At 45.8% G+C, this 19,356-nt stretch carries 13 protein-coding genes; 4 read left to right on the top strand and 9 right to left on the bottom strand.

Annotation, left to right across the window (positions count from 1 at the left end):
• Positions 1-99 precede the first annotated feature (99 nt).
• The 4 genes from AC0KUT_RS08110 to AC0KUT_RS08095 all read right to left on the bottom strand — a co-directional run bounded on the left by AC0KUT_RS08110 (position 100) and on the right by AC0KUT_RS08095 (position 6,189).
• The gene (locus tag AC0KUT_RS08110) at positions 100-2,583 is read right to left on the bottom strand and encodes a glycoside hydrolase family 2 protein (RefSeq protein WP_488834963.1); all 2,484 of its coding nucleotides are present in this window, start codon (positions 2,581-2,583) and stop codon (positions 100-102) included.
• Positions 2,584-2,631: 48 nt separating this feature from the next.
• Complete coding sequence (locus tag AC0KUT_RS08105) at positions 2,632-3,933, bottom strand: alginate lyase family protein (protein ID WP_488834961.1); 1,302 nt, start codon at positions 3,931-3,933, stop codon at positions 2,632-2,634.
• Between the two features lie 162 nt (positions 3,934-4,095).
• A complete protein-coding gene (locus AC0KUT_RS08100) occupies positions 4,096-4,872 on the bottom strand; it encodes an SDR family NAD(P)-dependent oxidoreductase (protein ID WP_488834960.1) in 777 nt (258 codons plus the stop codon).
• 48 nt (positions 4,873-4,920) lie between these two features.
• Positions 4,921-6,189: a glycoside hydrolase family 88/105 protein gene (locus AC0KUT_RS08095; protein ID WP_488834959.1), complete on the bottom strand. Its 1,269-nt coding sequence runs from the start codon at positions 6,187-6,189 to the stop codon at positions 4,921-4,923.
• Positions 6,190-6,406: 217 nt separating this feature from the next.
• Between AC0KUT_RS08095 and AC0KUT_RS08090 the strand changes: the two genes are divergently transcribed.
• The 3 genes from AC0KUT_RS08090 (at position 6,407) to AC0KUT_RS08080 (ending at position 12,104) form a co-directional block, all read left to right on the top strand.
• On the top strand, positions 6,407-7,663 hold the full coding sequence (locus tag AC0KUT_RS08090) for a DUF4861 domain-containing protein (RefSeq protein ID WP_488834957.1): 1,257 nt from the start codon (positions 6,407-6,409) through the stop codon (positions 7,661-7,663).
• Between the two features lie 391 nt (positions 7,664-8,054).
• Positions 8,055-8,885: a 5-dehydro-4-deoxy-D-glucuronate isomerase gene (gene kduI, locus AC0KUT_RS08085; RefSeq protein WP_488834956.1), complete on the top strand. Its 831-nt coding sequence runs from the start codon at positions 8,055-8,057 to the stop codon at positions 8,883-8,885.
• A gap of 189 nt (positions 8,886-9,074) precedes the next feature.
• Positions 9,075-12,104: a TonB-dependent receptor gene (locus tag AC0KUT_RS08080; protein ID WP_488834954.1), complete on the top strand. Its 3,030-nt coding sequence runs from the start codon at positions 9,075-9,077 to the stop codon at positions 12,102-12,104.
• A gap of 259 nt (positions 12,105-12,363) precedes the next feature.
• On the opposite strand, the gene AC0KUT_RS08075 is transcribed toward AC0KUT_RS08080, so the two are convergent.
• The 5 genes from AC0KUT_RS08075 to tpiA form a co-directional block, all read right to left on the bottom strand.
• Entirely contained in the window at positions 12,364-12,498 is a 135-nt protein-coding gene (locus AC0KUT_RS08075; protein WP_488830101.1) for a hypothetical protein, read from the bottom strand.
• Entirely contained in the window at positions 12,495-13,466 is a 972-nt protein-coding gene (gene ltrA / locus AC0KUT_RS08070; protein WP_488834952.1) for a group II intron reverse transcriptase/maturase, read from the bottom strand. Before ltrA ends, AC0KUT_RS08075 begins: the two co-directional genes overlap by 4 nt.
• A 770-nt stretch (positions 13,467-14,236) precedes the next feature.
• A complete protein-coding gene (locus AC0KUT_RS08065; RefSeq protein ID WP_488835680.1) occupies positions 14,237-15,271 on the bottom strand; it encodes a class 1 fructose-bisphosphatase in 1,035 nt (344 codons plus the stop codon).
• A gap of 215 nt (positions 15,272-15,486) precedes the next feature.
• Positions 15,487-16,566, bottom strand: a complete 1,080-nt coding sequence (fbaA, locus tag AC0KUT_RS08060) for a class II fructose-bisphosphate aldolase (RefSeq protein WP_488834950.1) — start codon at positions 16,564-16,566, stop codon at positions 15,487-15,489.
• A 72-nt stretch (positions 16,567-16,638) separates the two neighbouring features.
• Positions 16,639-17,463, bottom strand: coding sequence for a triose-phosphate isomerase (gene tpiA, locus AC0KUT_RS08055; RefSeq protein ID WP_488834360.1), 825 nt, complete (start codon positions 17,461-17,463; stop codon positions 16,639-16,641).
• 470 nt (positions 17,464-17,933) lie between these two features.
• Here tpiA and uxuA point away from each other — a divergent pair, with 470 nt between their 5' ends.
• Positions 17,934-19,133 (top strand): mannonate dehydratase, encoded by a 1,200-nt coding sequence (gene uxuA / locus AC0KUT_RS08050; protein ID WP_488834948.1) that lies wholly within the window; start codon positions 17,934-17,936, stop codon positions 19,131-19,133.
• The last annotated feature ends 223 nt before the right edge of the window (positions 19,134-19,356 follow it).

Here is a 19,356-nt window from a genome sequence, read left to right as displayed (position 1 = left end):
CTCCACGAATTAAGCTGTTTAAATTCTTAACAACCTAACCCATAGAGGTGTCATAGATATGACAATAAAAGAAAGTATCTACACAGATAGCTCTTATGGCTACTCAATTGTTAAAAACACACCTTTAACATTCTGAGTTCGGAATTCTATAGCCGCTGCTCCATCACCCGCTTCAAATTCAATTGCTGCGTAGCCATTGGCCATCTCGATAGTGCTGCTGCCGTGCGGGGTACCTTGATTTTCTAACAATCGCCCTGACTCTCCCATATTGAAAAAATAAGCACGTTCAGAAAAGTCCAGCACTCTATTACCATCCTTGTCCAAGGCTTCGGCTTCTATTAAATAACGTTTATTTTCGATGGGCCTTGCCGATAATTTTACTTCAGAAAGTGGACCGTGATGGCCAATTAAATAAGTAATCTCAAGATTATCCTCAACCGTCACATCCGGTGTACGGCCAACAACTTTTAATGTATTGAGACCATTAGCAAACGGAACGCTCCACACCAAGCCACCAGCAGGAAATTGTTTGGGATCACGTGTTTTAACACCTAAACTTTTTCCATTTAAAAATAACTCTGCTGTTTTGGTATTACAAAATGCCTTAAGCTCACGCCACTTGCTTGGCCCTTCGCGGTGAGTCCAGGTTTTAGATTCCAAATAGCAGAAGGGCTTTTTAGACCAATAACTCGCAAAAACATAATAGGCATCCTTAGGGTTACCAGCACGATCCACTAAACCTTTTTGATTGACGTATGGAATGGGATTCTCTGGTCGCGTGGGCGTAGCAAAATCTTTGAATGCCCACTGTGCATTACCACCAAAGCCCGCTTTTCCTTCAGAAATATGAAGATGCCAATCAAATAAATTAACTATGTAATTTTCATTCCAATCACTATCTTTGGCTACACTTTTCACTACGGCTTGATTCATAGCTTCAGTCACAGAAACCTGCGCATCCTGAATACCCTCTGCACCTATTGGCGCTTCTGAATGACGCCCGACATGACTAGAACCACCATATTCCATATGCACAAATGCCGGATAGCTTTTCATGGCCAAACTAATAGCCTCATCGTATTGCCCGTAAGCGCCACCGTACCAACCAGCCCAAATAGAAGGCGAAAATGCATCCACAATCTTAGCGGCAGGATAAAATTTTCGCAGTGTTGTCATGCGACTTGAATCGAGTTGCTTCACTATGCCATTCAATTTTTTCACGTAATCAGTTACGGCCACGTCTGCCCCACCACCGGGAAAATCTTCTTCCCAATTCATTTCATTGCCGAGTGACCAAAACGCAATGCTAGGGTGATTGCGATTTTGCGCAATTTGACGACGCAAATAGCTTTCCGTATTTCTCTCCCACTCCTCACCACCCTTACCCCCACGGCACCAAGGTAACTCATCCCACAAAATAAGCCCCAGCTCATCAGCAGCGCGATAAACCTCAGGGTCTTGTGGATAATGCGCGAGCCGCACGAAGTTTGCACCCATATCTTTAATCATTTGCATGTCGCGACGATGAATACTATTTGGCAAGGCGGCGCCCAATCCTGCCGTTTCTTCATGGCGATGAGTGCCGCGAATTAATAGTCGCTCGCCATTTATAAAAAAGCCCTGATGTGAACGCATTTCAAACCAGCGATAGCCAAACTTATCGCTAAGCTCATGCTGCACCGCACCCTGCGAATCCAGTAATTGCAATTTAACTTGGTAAAGGTTGGGAGAATCGACCGACCAAAGCTTGGGCGATGCAATTACATCAAACACTATCGTTTGTTCAGCCATAATGGGAGCGGCGATATTTGCGTTTCTTTCTTGCACAACAGCACCATCCGGTGCGATTAATTGTGCTTTCACATTGAAGGTATCATTGTTAACACGAAGTTGATTGAGCGTGAAAGAAATTTGGGTGCTGGCACTGGCATGAGAGACTTGAGGGGTATCTATAGTTAAGTTATCTACAAAAGTATTCGGCAATGTTTTTAACCACACATCGCGAATAATACCGCCATGAATAAAAAAATCTGCTTTTTGAGAGGGTATTAAATTGGGGTTGTACGCATTACTGACACGCACCAAAAGAACATTCTTCTGGCCGCGTTTTAAATAAGGGGTTAAGTCAATTGTGAAACCGATGAACCCACCAGTATTGGTGCCCGCCAAACGGCCATTAACATAAACTTGTGTCTCCATGTTAGCGCCTTCGAAATACAACATTTGTCGAAAGGTCGGTGCAGCCTCAAAGATCTTTTTATACCAACTCGCATTACGTCTATAGCCCGGAAGAGCATCAACGGTATCAGTTGCATTCCAAGTATGCGGTAGACTAATTGTTTGCCAGTCAGCATTTACAGCCGCCGCCTCAATGTCAGGAGTGTTATTCTGCCAATAACGCCAATCATCATTAAATAATTGTGTTTTCACAACGTCCGCAGTTTGTAAATGTTTGGTGGAGCTATTTTTTAATGCTGTACAACCTGTAATAAGCAATAGAGTTAATAGTGCAGAGATCAATAAAAAAGTAATCAAACAACGGCGACTCTTCCCCGTATTGATAGCAAATAAATAAGTGTACATAGAGGTACCTTTGCAGCCACTGAGTGACTGCATTACAATGAATATGTATTAATAGAAACAAGGCTTAAGATCGCCAGAGGAAGTCAAGTTTAATGACTCAATATTGGCATTGGAGAACAACAAACTACATTGCAACCACTGGGGATGGCCCAATGCAATCTGATCAATCGACTGAAGTTTTTTTATCGGCTTAAGCTTATCTACTAACTTCATATGATTTACGCCGTAGACATTTGCATACTCTAACAACATAGGAACAATGATATCCTGAGCTATCTCAGGCTCTTCTGTGCCGCCCCAGTTGGTTTCTTTTTCCATACGTGCTAGCACATAGTTCATTCCAGCTTTAATGCGAGCATCCTGCGCCGTAGGATAATTCCAAAGGTCTACATTTAGATCTTTTGCCATTTTTGCTAAGCCAAAAAAGGCTTGTAAATTAAATACGCTGTAGTGAAATGGACGGGTACGTTCCAACTCGCGCCATTGTTTACCTTCGGTATCAAATTGCTCGGTAATACGCTTTTTTGTTTGCTCAAGTGTAGCGCGCGCAATATCTTCACGCCCCGCAAAAAGAGCGAAAGCCACCACTTGCAGATCATAGAAAGTACCATGATTATTGAGCGCCTTGCGTTCATCCTGCCCTAAAGAGCTCTGCACCAACCAATCGACATAATCTGCAAACCATTTCTGCAATCCAGCCATCTCCTTCGGCGTAAATACACTTGCAGTATCAAGCAAACGAATACTGTCAACAATTCTATAGAGTAAACGACTATCGATAATACCGATTCCACGCCCATCGAAACTACCGGGAATAGCTTGCGCATAGTTTAAATGAGGATTCATTTTAGTTGCCTCATCAAGAAACCAAACCCGAATTAACTCTGCAGCTTTAGTCGCATAAAGTTTTTTTTGCGTAAAGAAATAAGCTGAGCTTAAAACTTGGGTACTATTTACTAGCTCATTCAATGCAACCTTATCAGATTGGCTATCCCGCGATGCCGGATTAATTTTTCCATCCAATTGAATCCAAGGCATACCATCAGCCGTTTTAGGATTAGGCCACCAATAAGGGGCAAAACTAAAGTAATCATGTGGGTTACCGCTCGCGGGCAGTACTGTTTTATTAACTATGGTAAGCGGCTTAATATTTAGCAGCTTAGCGGCCTGCGCATCAAGTTGATTAACTCCACTCACATAGGGTTTTTTACCCTTATTAAAGTTATTGCGTGCACTTAATAGCTGTGTGTAATCCAAGCGAATTGTGGTATTTTTAGCACTAACAGGCGTTGCCTGTGCCACTGAAGTCAACAAAAGCATTAGGAGTGAAATTCTTAACGACGTTAGCATCTATTTATTCCTCATTATTTATTTTGCACTCATATTTTAATAAAATAAATTCATGGCTATTAACGAGTGCCTAATTAACCACTCTAGCAATTAGTCCCACAGCCCATTAATTACTTTCATAATGAATAGGCTGTATTCTGAGGATCGATTAGAAGATAAACCTTAACGTGCCATCCAACCGCCATCCACTAGCATCACATGACCATTCACATAGTTAGCTGCAGGGCTCGACAAAAATATTGCCGCACCGACGAGATCCTCTGGGCCCCCCCAACGCACGGCGGGAATGCGCGCACTAATACTGGCAAAGCGTGCTTCGTCTTTACGAATATTGGTGGTGTTATCCGTATTAAAATACCCTGGCGCAATTGCGTTAATTTGCAGGTTACTGGACGCCCATTCATTCGCAAGCGCTTTAGTCAACTGAGCCACACCACCTTTACTCGCGGCATAGGCAGGAACGGTAATGCCACCTGAAAAACTTAGCAGCGATGCTATATTGATGATTTTCCCACTACCTTGCGCTAACATCACTTTTCCCGCTGCTCGGCAAAAGCGAAACACTCCATTCAAATTAGTTTCAATAACTTCATGCCAATCTTCGTCAGAAAATTCAGCAGCTGGAGCACGGCGAATAGTGCCCGCATTATTAATTAATATATCGACCCGTCCAAACTCTGCCATTACTGCATCGAGTACTTGAGTTATTTGCGTAGGTTCGCGCTGATCACAAGCAAGAGCTAAACAGGGCACACTCATCGCTTGCAATTGCTGCATAGTTTCTTGCAGATTTTCAATTTTTGATCCCACCGCCACAACACTGGCACCTGCTTGTGCGAGCCCCAATGCCATAGCCTGACCAAGCCCGCGGCTAGCGCCTGTTACTATGGCTACTTTTCCAGTTAGGCCAAACAAGTTACTCAAAAAGTTATCGCTCATTATTTCACTCACATTGATAATATTTTATTGACTCAAAAAAACGCGTCATTATTTAGCATCTACCAGTTTATAAACTTCAGATGCTGCGAGCAGAAATGCACCCGTACCATAAAGTTCAGTATCATTTTTAGTAGCGCTGCCTGGGGCAAAGGCTACCTGTTGAACCCAGCCCAACTTTCCAGTTTTATCGGTACTGCGCACAAGTGAAGCCCACGCTTTTTCAATAACAGGTAAATAGGTAGCGCGATCTAAATAACCATTATTGACGCCCCACGCCAAGCCAAATACGAGCAACCCCGTACCACTTGATTCTGCAACAGGCTTTGCCGAGGTATCCAAGAGCGATGAAGGCCAACTGCCATCTTTACTTTGAGCAGCGCGTATGTGTTGACTCATGTCAGTAAATAATTTTATGTAATCTTCTCGCTTAGCGAAATCTTCGGGTAAATTAGGAATAATGCGCGCTATACCCGCCAGTACCCAGCCATTACCACGTCCCCAATAAATAGCCTGCCCATTGCTGTCGCGCTTAGAAAAGTAACGACTATCGCGTAAATAGAGATGCTCTTCTTTGTTATAGAGATAATTCGTCGTGACCCAAAATTCTTTATCCATAAATTCTAGATAACGTTTATCGCCTGTGATTTTACTTAATTGCGCCCAGACTGGCGGTGACATGAAAATGGCATCCGCCCAACACCAACGCTGAGTACACCAAGGATCTTCAAATTTTCTATTTGCAGTATTCATCAACTCCATTTCGGGTGCTTCAAATGCTAAATCGCGATTACTCGGGTGCTGCAAAACCCAATCAAAAGTTTCCTGCAAATTGGCAATCATGTGTTTATTTCCATAGCGTTGGTAAAGGTCCATATAAACCTGCCCCATAGCATGATCATCCGCATGATAAAAACGTGGCCCAAGCCGCCAATCATTAATCGCAGAAATATTGCGCACTGCTTGAATATACGCTTGGTCTTGACGTGTTTCGCCCCAGGTTAAAAGACCTATATTAAAGGTGGCGTAAATCCAGCCTTGAGGAATAGCACTGGCACGCTCTTCTGGGCGCATTTGATTAGAGCGAATGTCATAACGACTTAATTGCCAATCGGCAACCTGATTAGCGATCGCAGCAATTTTTTCACGACTCAATCCAGCACTAAACTTTTGTGCCTTTGTTCCCGGTACTTTATAGGCAACGGGTTCAAGCCAAGCGTCCGTAGAGTACACAACCGCCTCACTCTCAGCGGCAACAAAGTTGACGGCACTTAAAACAGTGCAGCCAATTGCTACTAAAATTAAATTCTTTAACGTCATACTCCGCCCTCATTTTTTAAAGTCTGTAGAAACTTTCTTACTTGCACTCAACTGCCAAAACAAACGAAGTGAAGAAATCGTTCAGTGTAAATATAGAATAGCGTACAAATAATCAAAGTGGTAATGTGGCATTACCAATTATCCTATAGTATATTGCACAAACTACAAAGTCTATAAATTCATTTCATCCCAGAGTCACCAGCCAAGAGATACCAGAATGAAGAATAAAACCTGCATATCACTGCTAGCCGTCTGCGCCCTACACCTGGCCCATAATGCTCAAGCCAACTCGGCAGCCACTGTAGAAAAAACCACCTATATAAAAGCAGAAAACTCACTCAGCACCGAGCGTCTAGGCGCAACCACGCTGATTCCTCTGAAGCTGTTGGCTCAGGACACACCTCAAAAACAGTATCTAACTGAAATCAACAACCAATATGTTGCCAATCAAAAAGTAGATATCAATAACGATGGAGTACTCGATACTTTATTAGTAATAGCCGACTACGCACCTAATGCCAGCGTCGAAATTAAAGTTACCGCTCCAATCTCAGGCCAACTGGCACTCACATACCCCCCACTCACCCAAGCAGAAATGGGTATGCGTCTTGGAGGTGTTATCAGCGCAGAGGGTATTAACAGTGGCGGTGCCTACTATCCTATGAGTAGCATGACCTTGCCGCCAAGCCATAAAATTGGCGATAAGCTCTATAAATATGAAGGCTTTGGCTGGGAATCTGACCGCGTTGCCTATAGATTTTATTTTGACGAACGCGGCTTGATCGATATTTTTGGCAAGCGAATCCCCAATCTCGTTTTAGATCAAGTCGGGCTAGATAAGGGCGATTACCACACCCTCAGTGACTGGGGCATGGACATTTTAAAAGTGGGCCCTTCGCTGGGCATGGGCGGTGCAGCGGGCTGGTTAGATGGCAAGGTGCAGCATCCAAACAACCTCAGTAATCTCAGTGTAACCCTCGACAATGGCCCGCTTCAATCAGGTGCGAAGGTCACCCAGTCCGGCTGGAAGCTGGGTAAAAAAACACTTGATTTCTCACGTAAATTTTCTATTGATGCACACTCAAACCTAACCCACACCCAAGTGACCAGTAGTGCAGCAATGGGGTCATTAGCTATAGGCATAGTCAAGCACGGTGTCGCCAAGCTGGAAAATATTACAGCTAATAGTGAATGGAACTATCTCGCCACCTTTGGCAAACAAAGCCTTGCGGAGGATGCACTGGGCATGGTGGTTTTCTTTCGCCATAGAGATTTACAGCTCATCACTTCTGATGAGTTTAATGAACTTGCCATACTCAAGATGAAAACCACTGCCGATTATTATTTTGGCGCGCGCTGGCAGGGTGAAGCGCAGAGCATAACCACTCAAGAGGCTTTTTATGACTATCTTGAAAAGACCCGCATTGAGCTCAACACCCCTATAAATGTAAGCATAAATCAGCAAAAACACTGAGAGCCTTAAAAGACAGTCAAAACAATCCAAAAAATTATCTGATCTGTAGCTAAAGCGCCCACAGCAAGAGGCTGTGAGCGCTGTAGTTCAACCTAAGTGCACCACTCTTGAAACCCATACATTTACTAGCGCTAACTAAAAAGGTTTCACACGACTCATTGACTCGCTATCTAAAAAAATTTATCCCACTGATCTGCGCAAACAAACCGCGAGTTAATCTAAATGTAAAAATATTTTTATTAGCAATAAGTACATTCAACCGCGCAGATCTAAGCCCAGCAGCCAACACATCCATCAAGTTGATGGAATTAGTTTTTTACTTGCAGCGCCCTGTCCATTCCGAGCGCTTAACTTATTCAGAATTTTATTCACAAACTACGAGATACATTTTATGAAAATGCTCTACACCGCCGACCCCATTCGCTACCAGCGCATGACCAATGCCGAACTTAAAGACACTTTCATTATTAGTGACCTTTTTCAAACCGGTGAACTTAGCCTAACCTATACCGATGTCGACAGAGCAGTCGTTGGCAGCGCCGTACCCACAACAGAAACACTGCTATTACCCACTCATAAAGAACTCGCCGCCGCCTATTTTTGCGAACGCCGTGAGCTGGGAATTATTAATATCGGCAGCCCCGGTAAAGTAAGTGTCGATGGACAAATCTACACCATGAACAATAAAGACAGTCTCTATGTCGCCCGTGGCAGCAAAGACGTGTCATTCCTGAGCGATGATGCCAGCAACCCCGCTAAGTTTTACTTTGTAAGCTACCCCGCCCACCGCGTCACATCTACCAAACACGTTCCTAAAGAACAAGCTAACGCCCTCGCCATGGGGACTCAAGCTGCATGCAACACACGCACAATCTATCAATCTATTTGCCCTGGCGTCGTAGACAGCTGCCAGTTAGTCATGGGAATTACTGAGCTGGCAGAAGGAAATATTTGGAATACTAAACCTCCCCATACCCATAAACGCCGCACAGAAGTTTATATGTACTTCGATATAGACGCGGACAATCGCGTATTTCATTTAATGGGAAAACCAGAAGAAACCCGCAGCCTCGTGCTGAAAGCAGGTGATGCCATAGCTTCTCCCAGCTGGTCTATTCACAGTGGTGCCGGCACCTCAAGCTATAGCTTTATTTGGGCCATGGGTGGCGAAAACCAACAATTTGACGATATGGACCATCTCACCATGGCCGAAATAAGCTAAAAGGTGACCTACACCTTTGATTAAATCTAATGTTATTTATTATAAAATAAACTGGTAAGGCCACTTGACAGCAATACATTTATATTTGAAGATAGTGGCTCATCGCATACTCAAGGCCTAACCTTTGTATGCGAAATGACCGAGAAGAAGACATCAATAATGAATCAGTAACACTCAAGGGCAAACATAATGACAAAACACACAGAAAATCTATCACATCCATTATTCTCCAAAACGTTGCTCAGCGCGCTGATTGCAGTGACTATGAGCAGCGCTCAAGCGCAAGATAATGGCGCTCAACTTGAAGAAGTATTAGTAACCGGCCAATTTCAGCGCAACCTGCAAAATGCGTTGGACATTAAGCGCAACGCATCAAATATTGTTGATGGCATATCTGCTGACGACATCGGTTCACTACCAGCACTCGACATGGGTGAAGCCCTGCAAGCCGTAGCTGGTGTACAGCTTAACCGCGAAGGCGAAAGACGCGAATCTAGTATCAACCTGCGCGGCCTGCCTTCTGGCTTTGTGATGACCACCGTAAACGGCCAGCAAATAGCGGCGCCAACTCGTGTTAATAACCTAGAGTCAAGTCCTTTTGGTGCACCATCACCGCTCGGCGCATATGACCCTGCAGTCTTTAGTGGCATTCAAGTTATAAAGACCACCACCGCCAACATGATTGAGGGCGGTATTTCTGGCACTATCAATCAGGCTGTTGGTGGCGCACTTAAAAAGCCCGATGGCAAATATGTAATCTCAGTTGCAAATCGTTACGAAGACTTAGAAGAGTCTAACGATCCAGAAATTGTGCTGAGTGCATCAAAACACCTCATTCAAGACACATTAGCAGCAACAGCTACTTTTGCAACGTCGGATCAAAGTTTCCGCCGCGATACGATTAAAATTAATCAGTACAACGACCTAACCACCAAGAACTTCATGGGCGCTAACGGCGAAACTTTAGACGCGTGGAAAGCAGCCAATGGCCTGAACGCCAATGACACAGTGCAAATTCCCGGCGAATTGCGTCAAAGCTCTGAAATCAGTGAAGGTACTCGCACCTCCTTCTCTGGTGGTCTTGAATGGCAAGCAACTGACGAAGTAAAATTGGGCTACAACCTGATGTACACCAACAGAGACATGAGCGACAATACCCAGCAAGAGCTTGATCTACGTCCTCGTACCACCAACACAAGAATCACCCCATTAACTGCACCTTTCGCAACCGGTAAAGATGCTACTTCAGGTGGCAAACTTTACAGTGTAAGCGATATTTCTTTTGAAAATGTACAGTACGGTGCTACATCACGTATTTATGATTTAGGGGAAGAATCTACCGCACATATAATTGATGCAGTCTGGGAACTTGATCGCTTGACACTTGATGCCAAAGCGAGCATTTCATCTTCAGAAAGCATCCAGAGCGAAGTCTTCTTCTCGCCAACATACCGTGTAAATGGCGCCGGAAAAACCAATGGTATTAGCGGCTCGCTCTCTACCGGGCGTGGCGACATAGGCAACTATCAAACCACCCTAACAGGAACTGGCCAAAGTGCAGTTGACGCATTGAATCTCGATCGCGTTTGGGTTTCCAAAAATGAGCTTTCAACAAGTGCCGATGTTGCCTCTGAATCGCCCAACCTAATCCGTACCACCATGACAGGCTCATATCGTAAGCTTGAGCTAGACAATAATGCCGTTGAAGCCAATGGTAAATATTTGTTGGAGATGGGCCCACTTGAAAGCATTCAGTTCGGTGCCAGAATCTCTACCGAATCTCAAGACTTTACTAACTTAAGAAACTCCCCTGCTGGTATTGATTTCAGCACCGGACTTTACAACGACTCGGTAAAAGAAGCTCCGCACTATACCGCCAATGGTGCAAACAGTTTCTTTGGTGGCGAAGCCCCTGGTTTTGCCGGCCCAGATGCAGGATGGTTTGCAATTAATGTTGACCAGTTATTGCCTAAGTTAACTGCCACTATCGATTTAGCTTCTGTAGCGCCATTAAATGGTGAAACGGCCCTGATAGTACCTCAAACAGGAATGGTTCAACGTGCAGGCCAACAAAACAGTTTCCCTGAGTACCAAGCCGATATTGATACCACCGCACTTTATGCAATGTCAGATTTCAAATTTGATATGGGTAATGTTCCCGTTGCGGTGAATGCAGGTGTTCGCTGGATTACCTCAGATGTAACTTCAAGCGGGCTTCTGTTTGCGACTAAAGGTTCTGTAATCACTTCCACTCCTGCTCAAAATAAAGATGACTACAGTTTCTTATTACCAAGCGTAAATGCCTCGTTTGACTTACTGGAAGACTTAAAACTGCGCTTAGCTTACAACCAAACTATTGTGCGCCCTAACATTGCAACCGTAAGCCCGCTTACCACCGTAAAAGAGATTGATGGCGCAACCGGTACAATTGACGTGCGTCTATCTGGCGCCCAGTTGGAGCCACTGCAAGCAGAATCTTTTGACCTTTCTTTGGAATGGTATAACCGTGAAGGCAGTTCAGTTACCTTGGCACTGTTTCGCAAGAATATTGATGGTTACTTTAAAGACCAAAGCTTCTGCACCAACTCCGTATTAGGTAAATATGGTGTTACGTCCGATGAAGTTGGTCCACTCACCTTCTCCAACGGCGTGTGTACAACTCCAGATACAACAGCAGGTGCTCCAGCTGGCCAAACAAAAGTTGTCACAATCAATCAACTGCAAAATTCTAGAGAAACTTCAACCCTGAGCGGCGCAGAACTTTCGATTCAACAGAATCTGAATTTCTTGCCTTACCCATGGGACGGTTTTGGCGGTGTGGTTAACTACTCAAGAATCAGTCAAAATGATGATGAGCTAACTACCAATAAAATTGTGGGCATCTCTGAAGGAACCACCAACATTATTGTCTATTACGAGCAAGGTGCAGCTGGTATTCGTTTCTCTTACAACTATAGAACCGAATATGATTTAGAAAGCACCAATACTATTGCAGGTGTTGGCACTGGATTTAACGGCGCCGGAGACAAGAGTGTAAAAGCAGCAGGACGTTTGGACATGTCCGCCTATTACAATGTTACAGACGACTTAACATTGAGCTTTAAAGCCTACAATCTAACTGATACTTTGTATGAAGAATACCAAGATACAGAGCTACAACCACGTGCAACTCACTACGACGGCAAAACCTTCGTACTGCAAGCAAAATACAAGTTCTAACCTGTAACTTGTAGCACTAAATCGAGTAGGAGGAGGCCTCACGGCCTCCGTCCTCTCACACCACCGTACATGCGTTGGTCGCATACGGCGGTTCTGGTGGTAAATTTAATAACGCGTAATTCTCTCGCAAGCTGTACAGCCTTGCTCCTTAAACCATGCATTCGACAGCGCTTGATTAATCACTGGATTTCTCGATAGTCGCCACCAACCTTTCGAGGACATGGCCAGCTGCCACGCCAGAGTTGCTTTCACACCCAAGCTAATAATCCAACTTGCAATGCTGTAGCTTCGCTTGCGTTGCTTGAGTCGATAATACCGCAATCGCCGCCTGATCCATTCGTCCAGACTTTGCAATTTTGTGCTTAATCTCGCCAAGCGAAAATAGTGCAGTCATCCCCTCAAGAATTGATTCAACTCCGAAATAACCTGCTCGAACGCGCGCCCCCGGTTTCGGTACGTCAGCTCCCTCACTCGTCGTTTCATCCGCATTTGTGTTTTCGGCGGTAGCGCCAAATCACCACTCTTGTGAATGCGGTAACCCAGAAACTGCCGCTCACTCACCAACGCGCAGGCACTTTTAAGATCGTTGACCTTGAGTTTGAGTTTGCTTTCGATAAAACCTTTGACGCTGGTCATGACCCGCTCTGCTGCTGCCTGACTGCTGACATAAATATTGCAATCATCTGCGTAGCGACAGAATAAGTGACCGCGTTGTTCAAGTTCTTTATCCAGTTCGTCCAATACAATATTGGATAGCAGAGGCGACAAGGGACCGCCCTGCGGTGTACCCTTTTGTCGTTGCTCTACCAGTCCGTTTTGTAACAAGTCTGCCGTTAAATAGCGACGGATCAATGTCAGTACATGCTTATCGTTTATTGCTTTCGATAAGCGCGACATCAACCGATCATGATTGACGCTATCAAAATATTTCTCCAAGCCCACATCCACCACATAGACTTTTCCGCTTTTCACGTAGGCACTCGCTTGTTTTAACGCGTCATGCGCGCTGCGCCTCGGGCGAAATCCATAGCTGGAATTCGAGAATTGCGGCTCATAGAGCGGCGTTAATACTTGCGCTATCGCCTGCTGTATCCAGCGGTCGAGTACCGTGGGTATGCCCAATTGTCTTTCGCTGCCATCTGCCTTGGGAATTTTCACGCCGCGTATCATTTGCGGGTGATAGCTTCCGTCGAGCAGTTGTTGGCGAAACTCACGGGCATTGTTGTGTGAACGCAACCAGTGTTCAGTGGCTTCAATCGTTAACCGATCCACACCTGCTGCGCCTTTGTTGCGTTTGACTTGTTTGAATGCGTTGTTTAAGTTTGATGGGGCGCAGATTGCGTCCATCAGTCCATTACTCATTATCAAGACTCGTGTTTTCGTTTCGCCTGTGTTGCTTGCTGCTCTTGATTGCATCGAGTTTCGGTGCCGCCGTTACCCAACACAAACGAGCGGTGAGAAAAAACTACTCGCTTCATTTTTTTTCACCCTTTGCTGCCGCTCCACAACCCAGAGAGTGGATTCACTGCTTCTTGTTACTTCCAGTTCAGGCCTTCGTCACTCTTGTACTTCAAGCGACTACTATGCCGTCTGCTGACTTCTTGTTACGCATCATTCGCCATCACTGGCGAATTAGTTTCTCGCGAAACACACAACAAGATCTCCCGAGGTAAGACGACAATCTTTCACAGGGCAACGCCAGATCTACTGCTACACACGTCCGGTCGAGGTTAGGGTTATTTGTCTATGGCCAAGTTACCCCGCTGTAACAGCCTAACTATCTGATTTATACCTCGCTTCGCTCCTACCCTTCGGGCCAGCTAAAGCTGTTCAACACTTCGCTTTTGTCTGTTCGTCATCACCTTGCTTTGCCATTTGGTTACCGTTCCCTTCGGTCACTTTCGCTTCGCTCATGGTTTCCGCTGCGCTACAACTCCTTCAGATTCCACCTCACGATGGACACCCTTGCATAGGCTAGTGCTTCCTCCTCGACGAGGCGCACAGAGGACTTTCACCTCCTAGAATGTCGCCATGCTCGGCGCACCATAAAAAAACCCTCAGATAAAATCATGAGGGTTTTTAATTCACAAATATTCTTGCCAAATAGCGAGTAAAATCGCTATTAAATTTCATCATTCAACTACATCTATTTCATTATCCGAACAACCTTTTTTCACCAGCGGTTCACGCAGTAAGTAAGTAACGCACACCTTCACCTCATTGGCCGAGCCTAAAATAACGGGCACGCGCTGGTGAAGCGATTGGGGCTCTATATCGAGAATGCGTTGGATTTCATCCTGCGCTTCACTGCAGGCTTTGCCACCGGCATTTTCGATGAGCATGGCCATGGGGTTGGCTTCGTAGAGCAAACGCAACTTGGCCGGTTGCTTGGCATTGCGGTTATCGCTGGGGTACATAAAGATTCCGCCGCGCGTGAGTACGCGGTGCACATCGCCCACCATGGCCGCATTCCAGCGCATGTTGTAGCGCAAGCCACGCGCGCCCGATTCGCCTTGCAATAGATCGGCGATGTAGCGCTGCATGTTGCCACCCCAGAAACGTTGGTTAGACATGTTGATAGAAAATTCTTGCGTGCATTGCGGTACGGCTAACTTGCCATTGGTGAGTACAAATTCATTGCTTTGGCTGTCAAGGGTATAGCAGCGCGTTGCGCCGCCCGTGCTAATAACGAGCAAGGTTGCGGCGCCATAGAGTACATAGCCCGCGCACACTTGTTGTTTACCCTGCTGATAAAAATGCGCGGGGCTATCCGCTGCCAATTGCGACAGTGCGGGGTAGACCGTGAAGATGGTGCCAATTTGCCCATTGATGTCGATGTTTGATGAGCCGTCGAGAGGATCAAAGGCGACGACATAGGGTGCACCTGCAGTAGCGGCAACCACTTGCTCTTCCTCTTCCGAGGCGAGCGCGCGCACCGCTGAATTTTGTAACAGCGCGGTTTTGATTAAATCGTTGGCGATGACATCTAATTTTTTTTGTGTTTCGCCCTGCACATTTTCGCGCTGCGCTGAACCGAGTATGCCCGCCAAGGCACCTTGACGCACGCAGAGTGCGATATCTTTGGCAACCTGGGTAAGGCTGCTAATAACGGATACTAATGCCGGTTCCACTTTGTCATGGTGTAAATCAGTATAGATAGTTTGCATAGGAGAATGCCCGAGCGTGAAGCGCGTATGCCCATGAGTAACTGCGCAATGAGTAACAATGCCATGGGCGCTATTGTTGTTGTCGGCAGCAGTTAACACTGGCGGCTGGTGTGATGGAATGGAGTAGTGCATAACATAAATCTCGGTGTAGGCCTTACGCGCAGGGGGAAAAAAGCCGCGCGCCTTTTATAAGGCTGCGCGCTATTAATAAAATACTAGCGGTATTGATTTACACAATTCAAATCCGCAAAAGACTGTTGCAAACGCTGCACTATGCCCTCCTCCACTTTGCGCAGCCACACGCGTGGGTCGTAGTATTTTTTGTTGGGCTTGTCGTCGCCCTCAGGGTTGCCGATTTGCGCTTGCAAGTAGGCTTGATGCGCTTTGTAGTAGTCCATCACGCCCTGCCATGCGGCCCATTGGGTGTCGGTATCTATATTCATTTTGATCACGCCATAGCCAATTGCCTCGGCAATTTCCACCGGGTCGGAGCCCGAGCCACCGTGAAAGACAAAATCCAAACTATTTGCAGGCAGATTAAATTTTTCACTCACATAGGTTTGCGAATTTTTTAAAATTGCGGGCGTAAGTTTTACATTGCCGGGCTTATACACGCCGTGCACATTGCCGAAAGAAGCGGCAATGGTGAACTTGTCGCTGATGGCGCTGAGCGTTTCATAGGCGTAGGCGACATCTTCCGGCTGGGTGTAGAGCGCAGAGCTGTCCATACCGGTGTTATCGACGCCATCTTCTTCGCCGCCGGTGCAACCCAGTTCTATCTCTAAGGTCATGCCGATTTTGCTCATGCGCGCTAAGTAGGCGGCACATATTTCAATATTTTCCGCGAGCGGCTCTTCAGACAAATCCAACATGTGCGAGCTGAACAGTGGCTTGCCGGTTTGCGCAAAAAACACTTCGCCCGCATCCAGTAAGCCATCGATCCAGGGCAGTAATTTTTTCGCGGCGTGATCCGTGTGCAAAATAACGGGAACACCGTAGGCTTCAGCGACTGTATGTACATACTTAGCCGCGGCCACCGCGCCCAGCACGGAATTTTCTTGGCCGGTTAACGTTAAGCCCTTGCCTAAAAAAAACGCCGAACCGCCGTGGGACAGCTGCACAATAACCGGTGAATTAACGGCGTGCGCTGCCTCTAAGGTGGCGTTAATAGAATTGGTGCCCACCACATTCACAGCGGGATACGCAAAGCCATGTTCTTTAGCGTAACGAAACAGGGCTTGCACCTGGTCACCGGTGGCTACACCGGGAGCAACTTGGTTTACTAACGAGCTCATTATAAAATCCTGTCAAAATATCAATCTAATTTTTTTACTGTCACTGGGTGTCGTTAACTTATTCACTCGCTACTACAACGAGGGCACAAGGCTGGGCTGAACCGCCAGCACCGAGGCCTGTTGGCAAATCGCCAAAAAGTGGCCTGGGTCTAAACTCGCACCGCCCACCAAAAGCCCGTCGATATCTTCTTGGCCCAACAACTCAGTCGCATTGGTTTTATTCACGCTGCCGCCGTAGAGCAAACGCAAACGCTGGGCCGTGGGCTCATCGTAAAGCGCGGCCAATTCACGGCGAATAAATTGATGCACTTCTTGGGCTTCTGCAGGCGATGCGGCCAAACCGGTACCAATCGCCCACACGGGTTCATAGGCAATACACAAATCTTTCGCGGTTAAATCTATACCTTCTAGGCCTTCGCTCAGCTGACGAAAAATCACATCCTTCGTAATACTCGCTTCGCGCTCCTCTTGGTTCTCACCAATGCAAAGCACGGGCAACAAGCCGTGATTGAGCGCCGTTTGCACCTTGATATTACAGCTGAGATTATTCTCGCGGAACATCGCGCGGCGCTCCGAGTGACCAATTAAACAAAGTGAGCAACCCGCCTGCTTCAACATTTGCGCCGAGGTCTCACCGGTGTAAGCACCCGACTCAAACTTACTCACATTTTGGCTGCCAATTTTAATTTCCGAATGCTGCAAAAACGTGAGCATGTCGCGCATATAAATATAGGGTGGGCACAGCGCAATCTGAATATCAAAATGCTTGCCAATAAAAGACGCCACCGAGGTGCAGATTAAATCTATACCGCCATTCAACTTCCAATTCGCGATCACCATAGGTTTACGCTTTTTGAGCGTGGTAGGGCTGTTGGGTACATGGGTTGCAGAATTCATAAACAATACTCAGCCAGCCAACCCTATCTAGAGGATCACCCTAGTGGGCTGGGTTGCATAAAAATGATCTTCAAGAATAGGTTCATCAGCCTCAATTTACAGCCAAAGAACCCCTGAATAGATAACATACAGCAGAAAAATTGGTAAGGCAACCCTACCAATAAGACAAAGAATTATAGTCTTTTATTATAAAAGCCTATTATTGCGCACCAGCATCTTATTTATTGCTCTTTATCGGGTAGATTCTGTTCATCAACACCATCTTTATAAGGCTACAACAATGAAATATTCTTGAATGCGCTCTTGAAATATCACATTTAATACTGTTTAATTGGCTAAGTGGTAATGCCAATTAACAAAGAAGACTAGGCGAGACAATTAAACTGACGTCGGATGAGTAAACACTGCGTGTTGTTTATGGCCTATAGATGGTGCTCCGACAATCAACTATTTTCACAGTAGGAATCATCATGCAAGAAACCTGGCGGTGGTTTGGCCCTAAAGACTCCATCTCTTTAGAGAAAATAATTCAAGCGGGCGCTAGCGGTATTGTTAGCTCCTTACATGAAATCGCCACAGGCGAACTCTGGCCACTGGATGCCATAGTGGCTCGTAAAATAATGATAGAAGATGCGGGGCTTGAATGGTCGGTGATTGAAAGCATTCCTATGCACAATGACATCAAGACACGTACGGGTGATTTTCAACGCTATATAGATAACTATAAAGAATCTATTCGCAATGCAGGTACTGCTGGTGTAAAGGTAATTTGTTACAACTTTATGCCCGTCGTGGATTGGACTCGCACCAATCTCATGTACCGCCTTTCCAACGCGAGTCATGCGTTACGTTTTGAAATGACAGATTTCGCCGCCTACGATGTATATTTACTCAAACGAGAAAATGCTGAAAAAGACTACTCACCGCTTGTTATGGCGCGTGCTCAAGAACGTTTCTCAGTCATGAGTGAAGAGGAAAAAGCTCTCTTAGAAAAAAATATCATCGCAGGCTTGCCGGGTGGAGAAGGCTCTTATACACGTGACACTATTCGCACAGCTATACAAGAATTTATTGATTTAGGCACAGAGGGAATGCGCGAGCACTTGTTTATGTTTTTACGTGAAATTATTCCAGTAGCCGAAAGTGTCGGTGTGAAAATGTGTATTCACCCCGATGACCCTCCATTCTCACTCTTCGGCTTACCGCGCGTAGTTTCTACCGCCGATGATGCACGTAAAATTCTGAACGCAGTGCCCAGCGAATCAAACGGTTTAACACTCTGTGCAGGCTCCTATGGTGCACGCGGTGATAATGATTTGGTCGCCATGGCCAATGAATTTGGCCCTAGAATTTATTTTGTACACCTGCGCAATGTCACCCGCGAAGAAGACGGTTCTTTTTACGAAGCCGAGCACCTTAATGGCGACAATGACATGGTAGGGCTAATTAATGCGCTGCTGTGCGAAGAGCGGCGGCGCCATGCCAATGGCGAAACGACCCTGTGCATTCCTATGCGTCCAGATCATGGCCACTTAATGGGTGATGAAACAGGCCGTACTGATGTTAAACCCGGTTATTCATACGCCGGTAGAATGAAAGGCTTGGCTGAATTGCGCGGTGTTATACATGCGCTTGAACGCATTCAACCAGCCCAAAGACTTTCCCATTAATTTAAATTGAGTTTCTCCTAGCTCGTGTTTGCCCAGTTTATCTGGGCTTTTTTTCGCCTAAGTATTTTAACCAAAGCTTAAAATTCTTAAAGAGTAGTGCTTAATTAATTTTCTCGATAAAAAAGTCCGACCCTATTCAAAGTAGCTGCACTTTTTATGGACCCTAAAACAAATAGGATGTAGTAGGGACAGTAATAGCAACTGCCCAAAAAACTAATAGACG

This window comes from Cellvibrio sp. 25HG11W-0 (assembly GCF_057815475.1).
The sequence above is the reverse complement of the archived record's forward strand: the minus strand, read 5'-3'. Positions and strand labels throughout refer to the sequence as shown.

What these genes read in the sequence shown, in the direction of transcription:
- AC0KUT_RS08110 (WP_488834963.1), bottom strand. Translation starts at nt 2,583, where the DNA reads ATGTACACTTATTTATTTGCTATCAATACGGGGAAGAGTCGCCGTTGT.
- AC0KUT_RS08075 (WP_488830101.1), bottom strand. Translation starts at nt 12,498, where the DNA reads ATGACTGCACTATTTTCGCTTGGCGAGATTAAGCACAAAATTGCAAAG.
- AC0KUT_RS08095 (WP_488834959.1), bottom strand. Translation starts at nt 6,189, where the DNA reads ATGACGTTAAAGAATTTAATTTTAGTAGCAATTGGCTGCACTGTTTTA.
- AC0KUT_RS08080 (WP_488834954.1), top strand. Translation starts at nt 9,075, where the DNA reads ATGACAAAACACACAGAAAATCTATCACATCCATTATTCTCCAAAACG.
- AC0KUT_RS08065 (WP_488835680.1), bottom strand. Translation starts at nt 15,271, where the DNA reads ATGCAAACTATCTATACTGATTTACACCATGACAAAGTGGAACCGGCA.
- AC0KUT_RS08105 (WP_488834961.1), bottom strand. Translation starts at nt 3,933, where the DNA reads ATGCTAACGTCGTTAAGAATTTCACTCCTAATGCTTTTGTTGACTTCA.
- ltrA (WP_488834952.1), bottom strand. Translation starts at nt 13,466, where the DNA reads ATGAGTAATGGACTGATGGACGCAATCTGCGCCCCATCAAACTTAAAC.
- fbaA (WP_488834950.1), bottom strand. Translation starts at nt 16,566, where the DNA reads ATGAGCTCGTTAGTAAACCAAGTTGCTCCCGGTGTAGCCACCGGTGAC.
- uxuA (WP_488834948.1), top strand. Translation starts at nt 17,934, where the DNA reads ATGCAAGAAACCTGGCGGTGGTTTGGCCCTAAAGACTCCATCTCTTTA.
- kduI (WP_488834956.1), top strand. Translation starts at nt 8,055, where the DNA reads ATGAAAATGCTCTACACCGCCGACCCCATTCGCTACCAGCGCATGACC.
- tpiA (WP_488834360.1), bottom strand. Translation starts at nt 17,463, where the DNA reads ATGAATTCTGCAACCCATGTACCCAACAGCCCTACCACGCTCAAAAAG.
- AC0KUT_RS08100 (WP_488834960.1), bottom strand. Translation starts at nt 4,872, where the DNA reads ATGAGCGATAACTTTTTGAGTAACTTGTTTGGCCTAACTGGAAAAGTA.
- AC0KUT_RS08090 (WP_488834957.1), top strand. Translation starts at nt 6,407, where the DNA reads ATGAAGAATAAAACCTGCATATCACTGCTAGCCGTCTGCGCCCTACAC.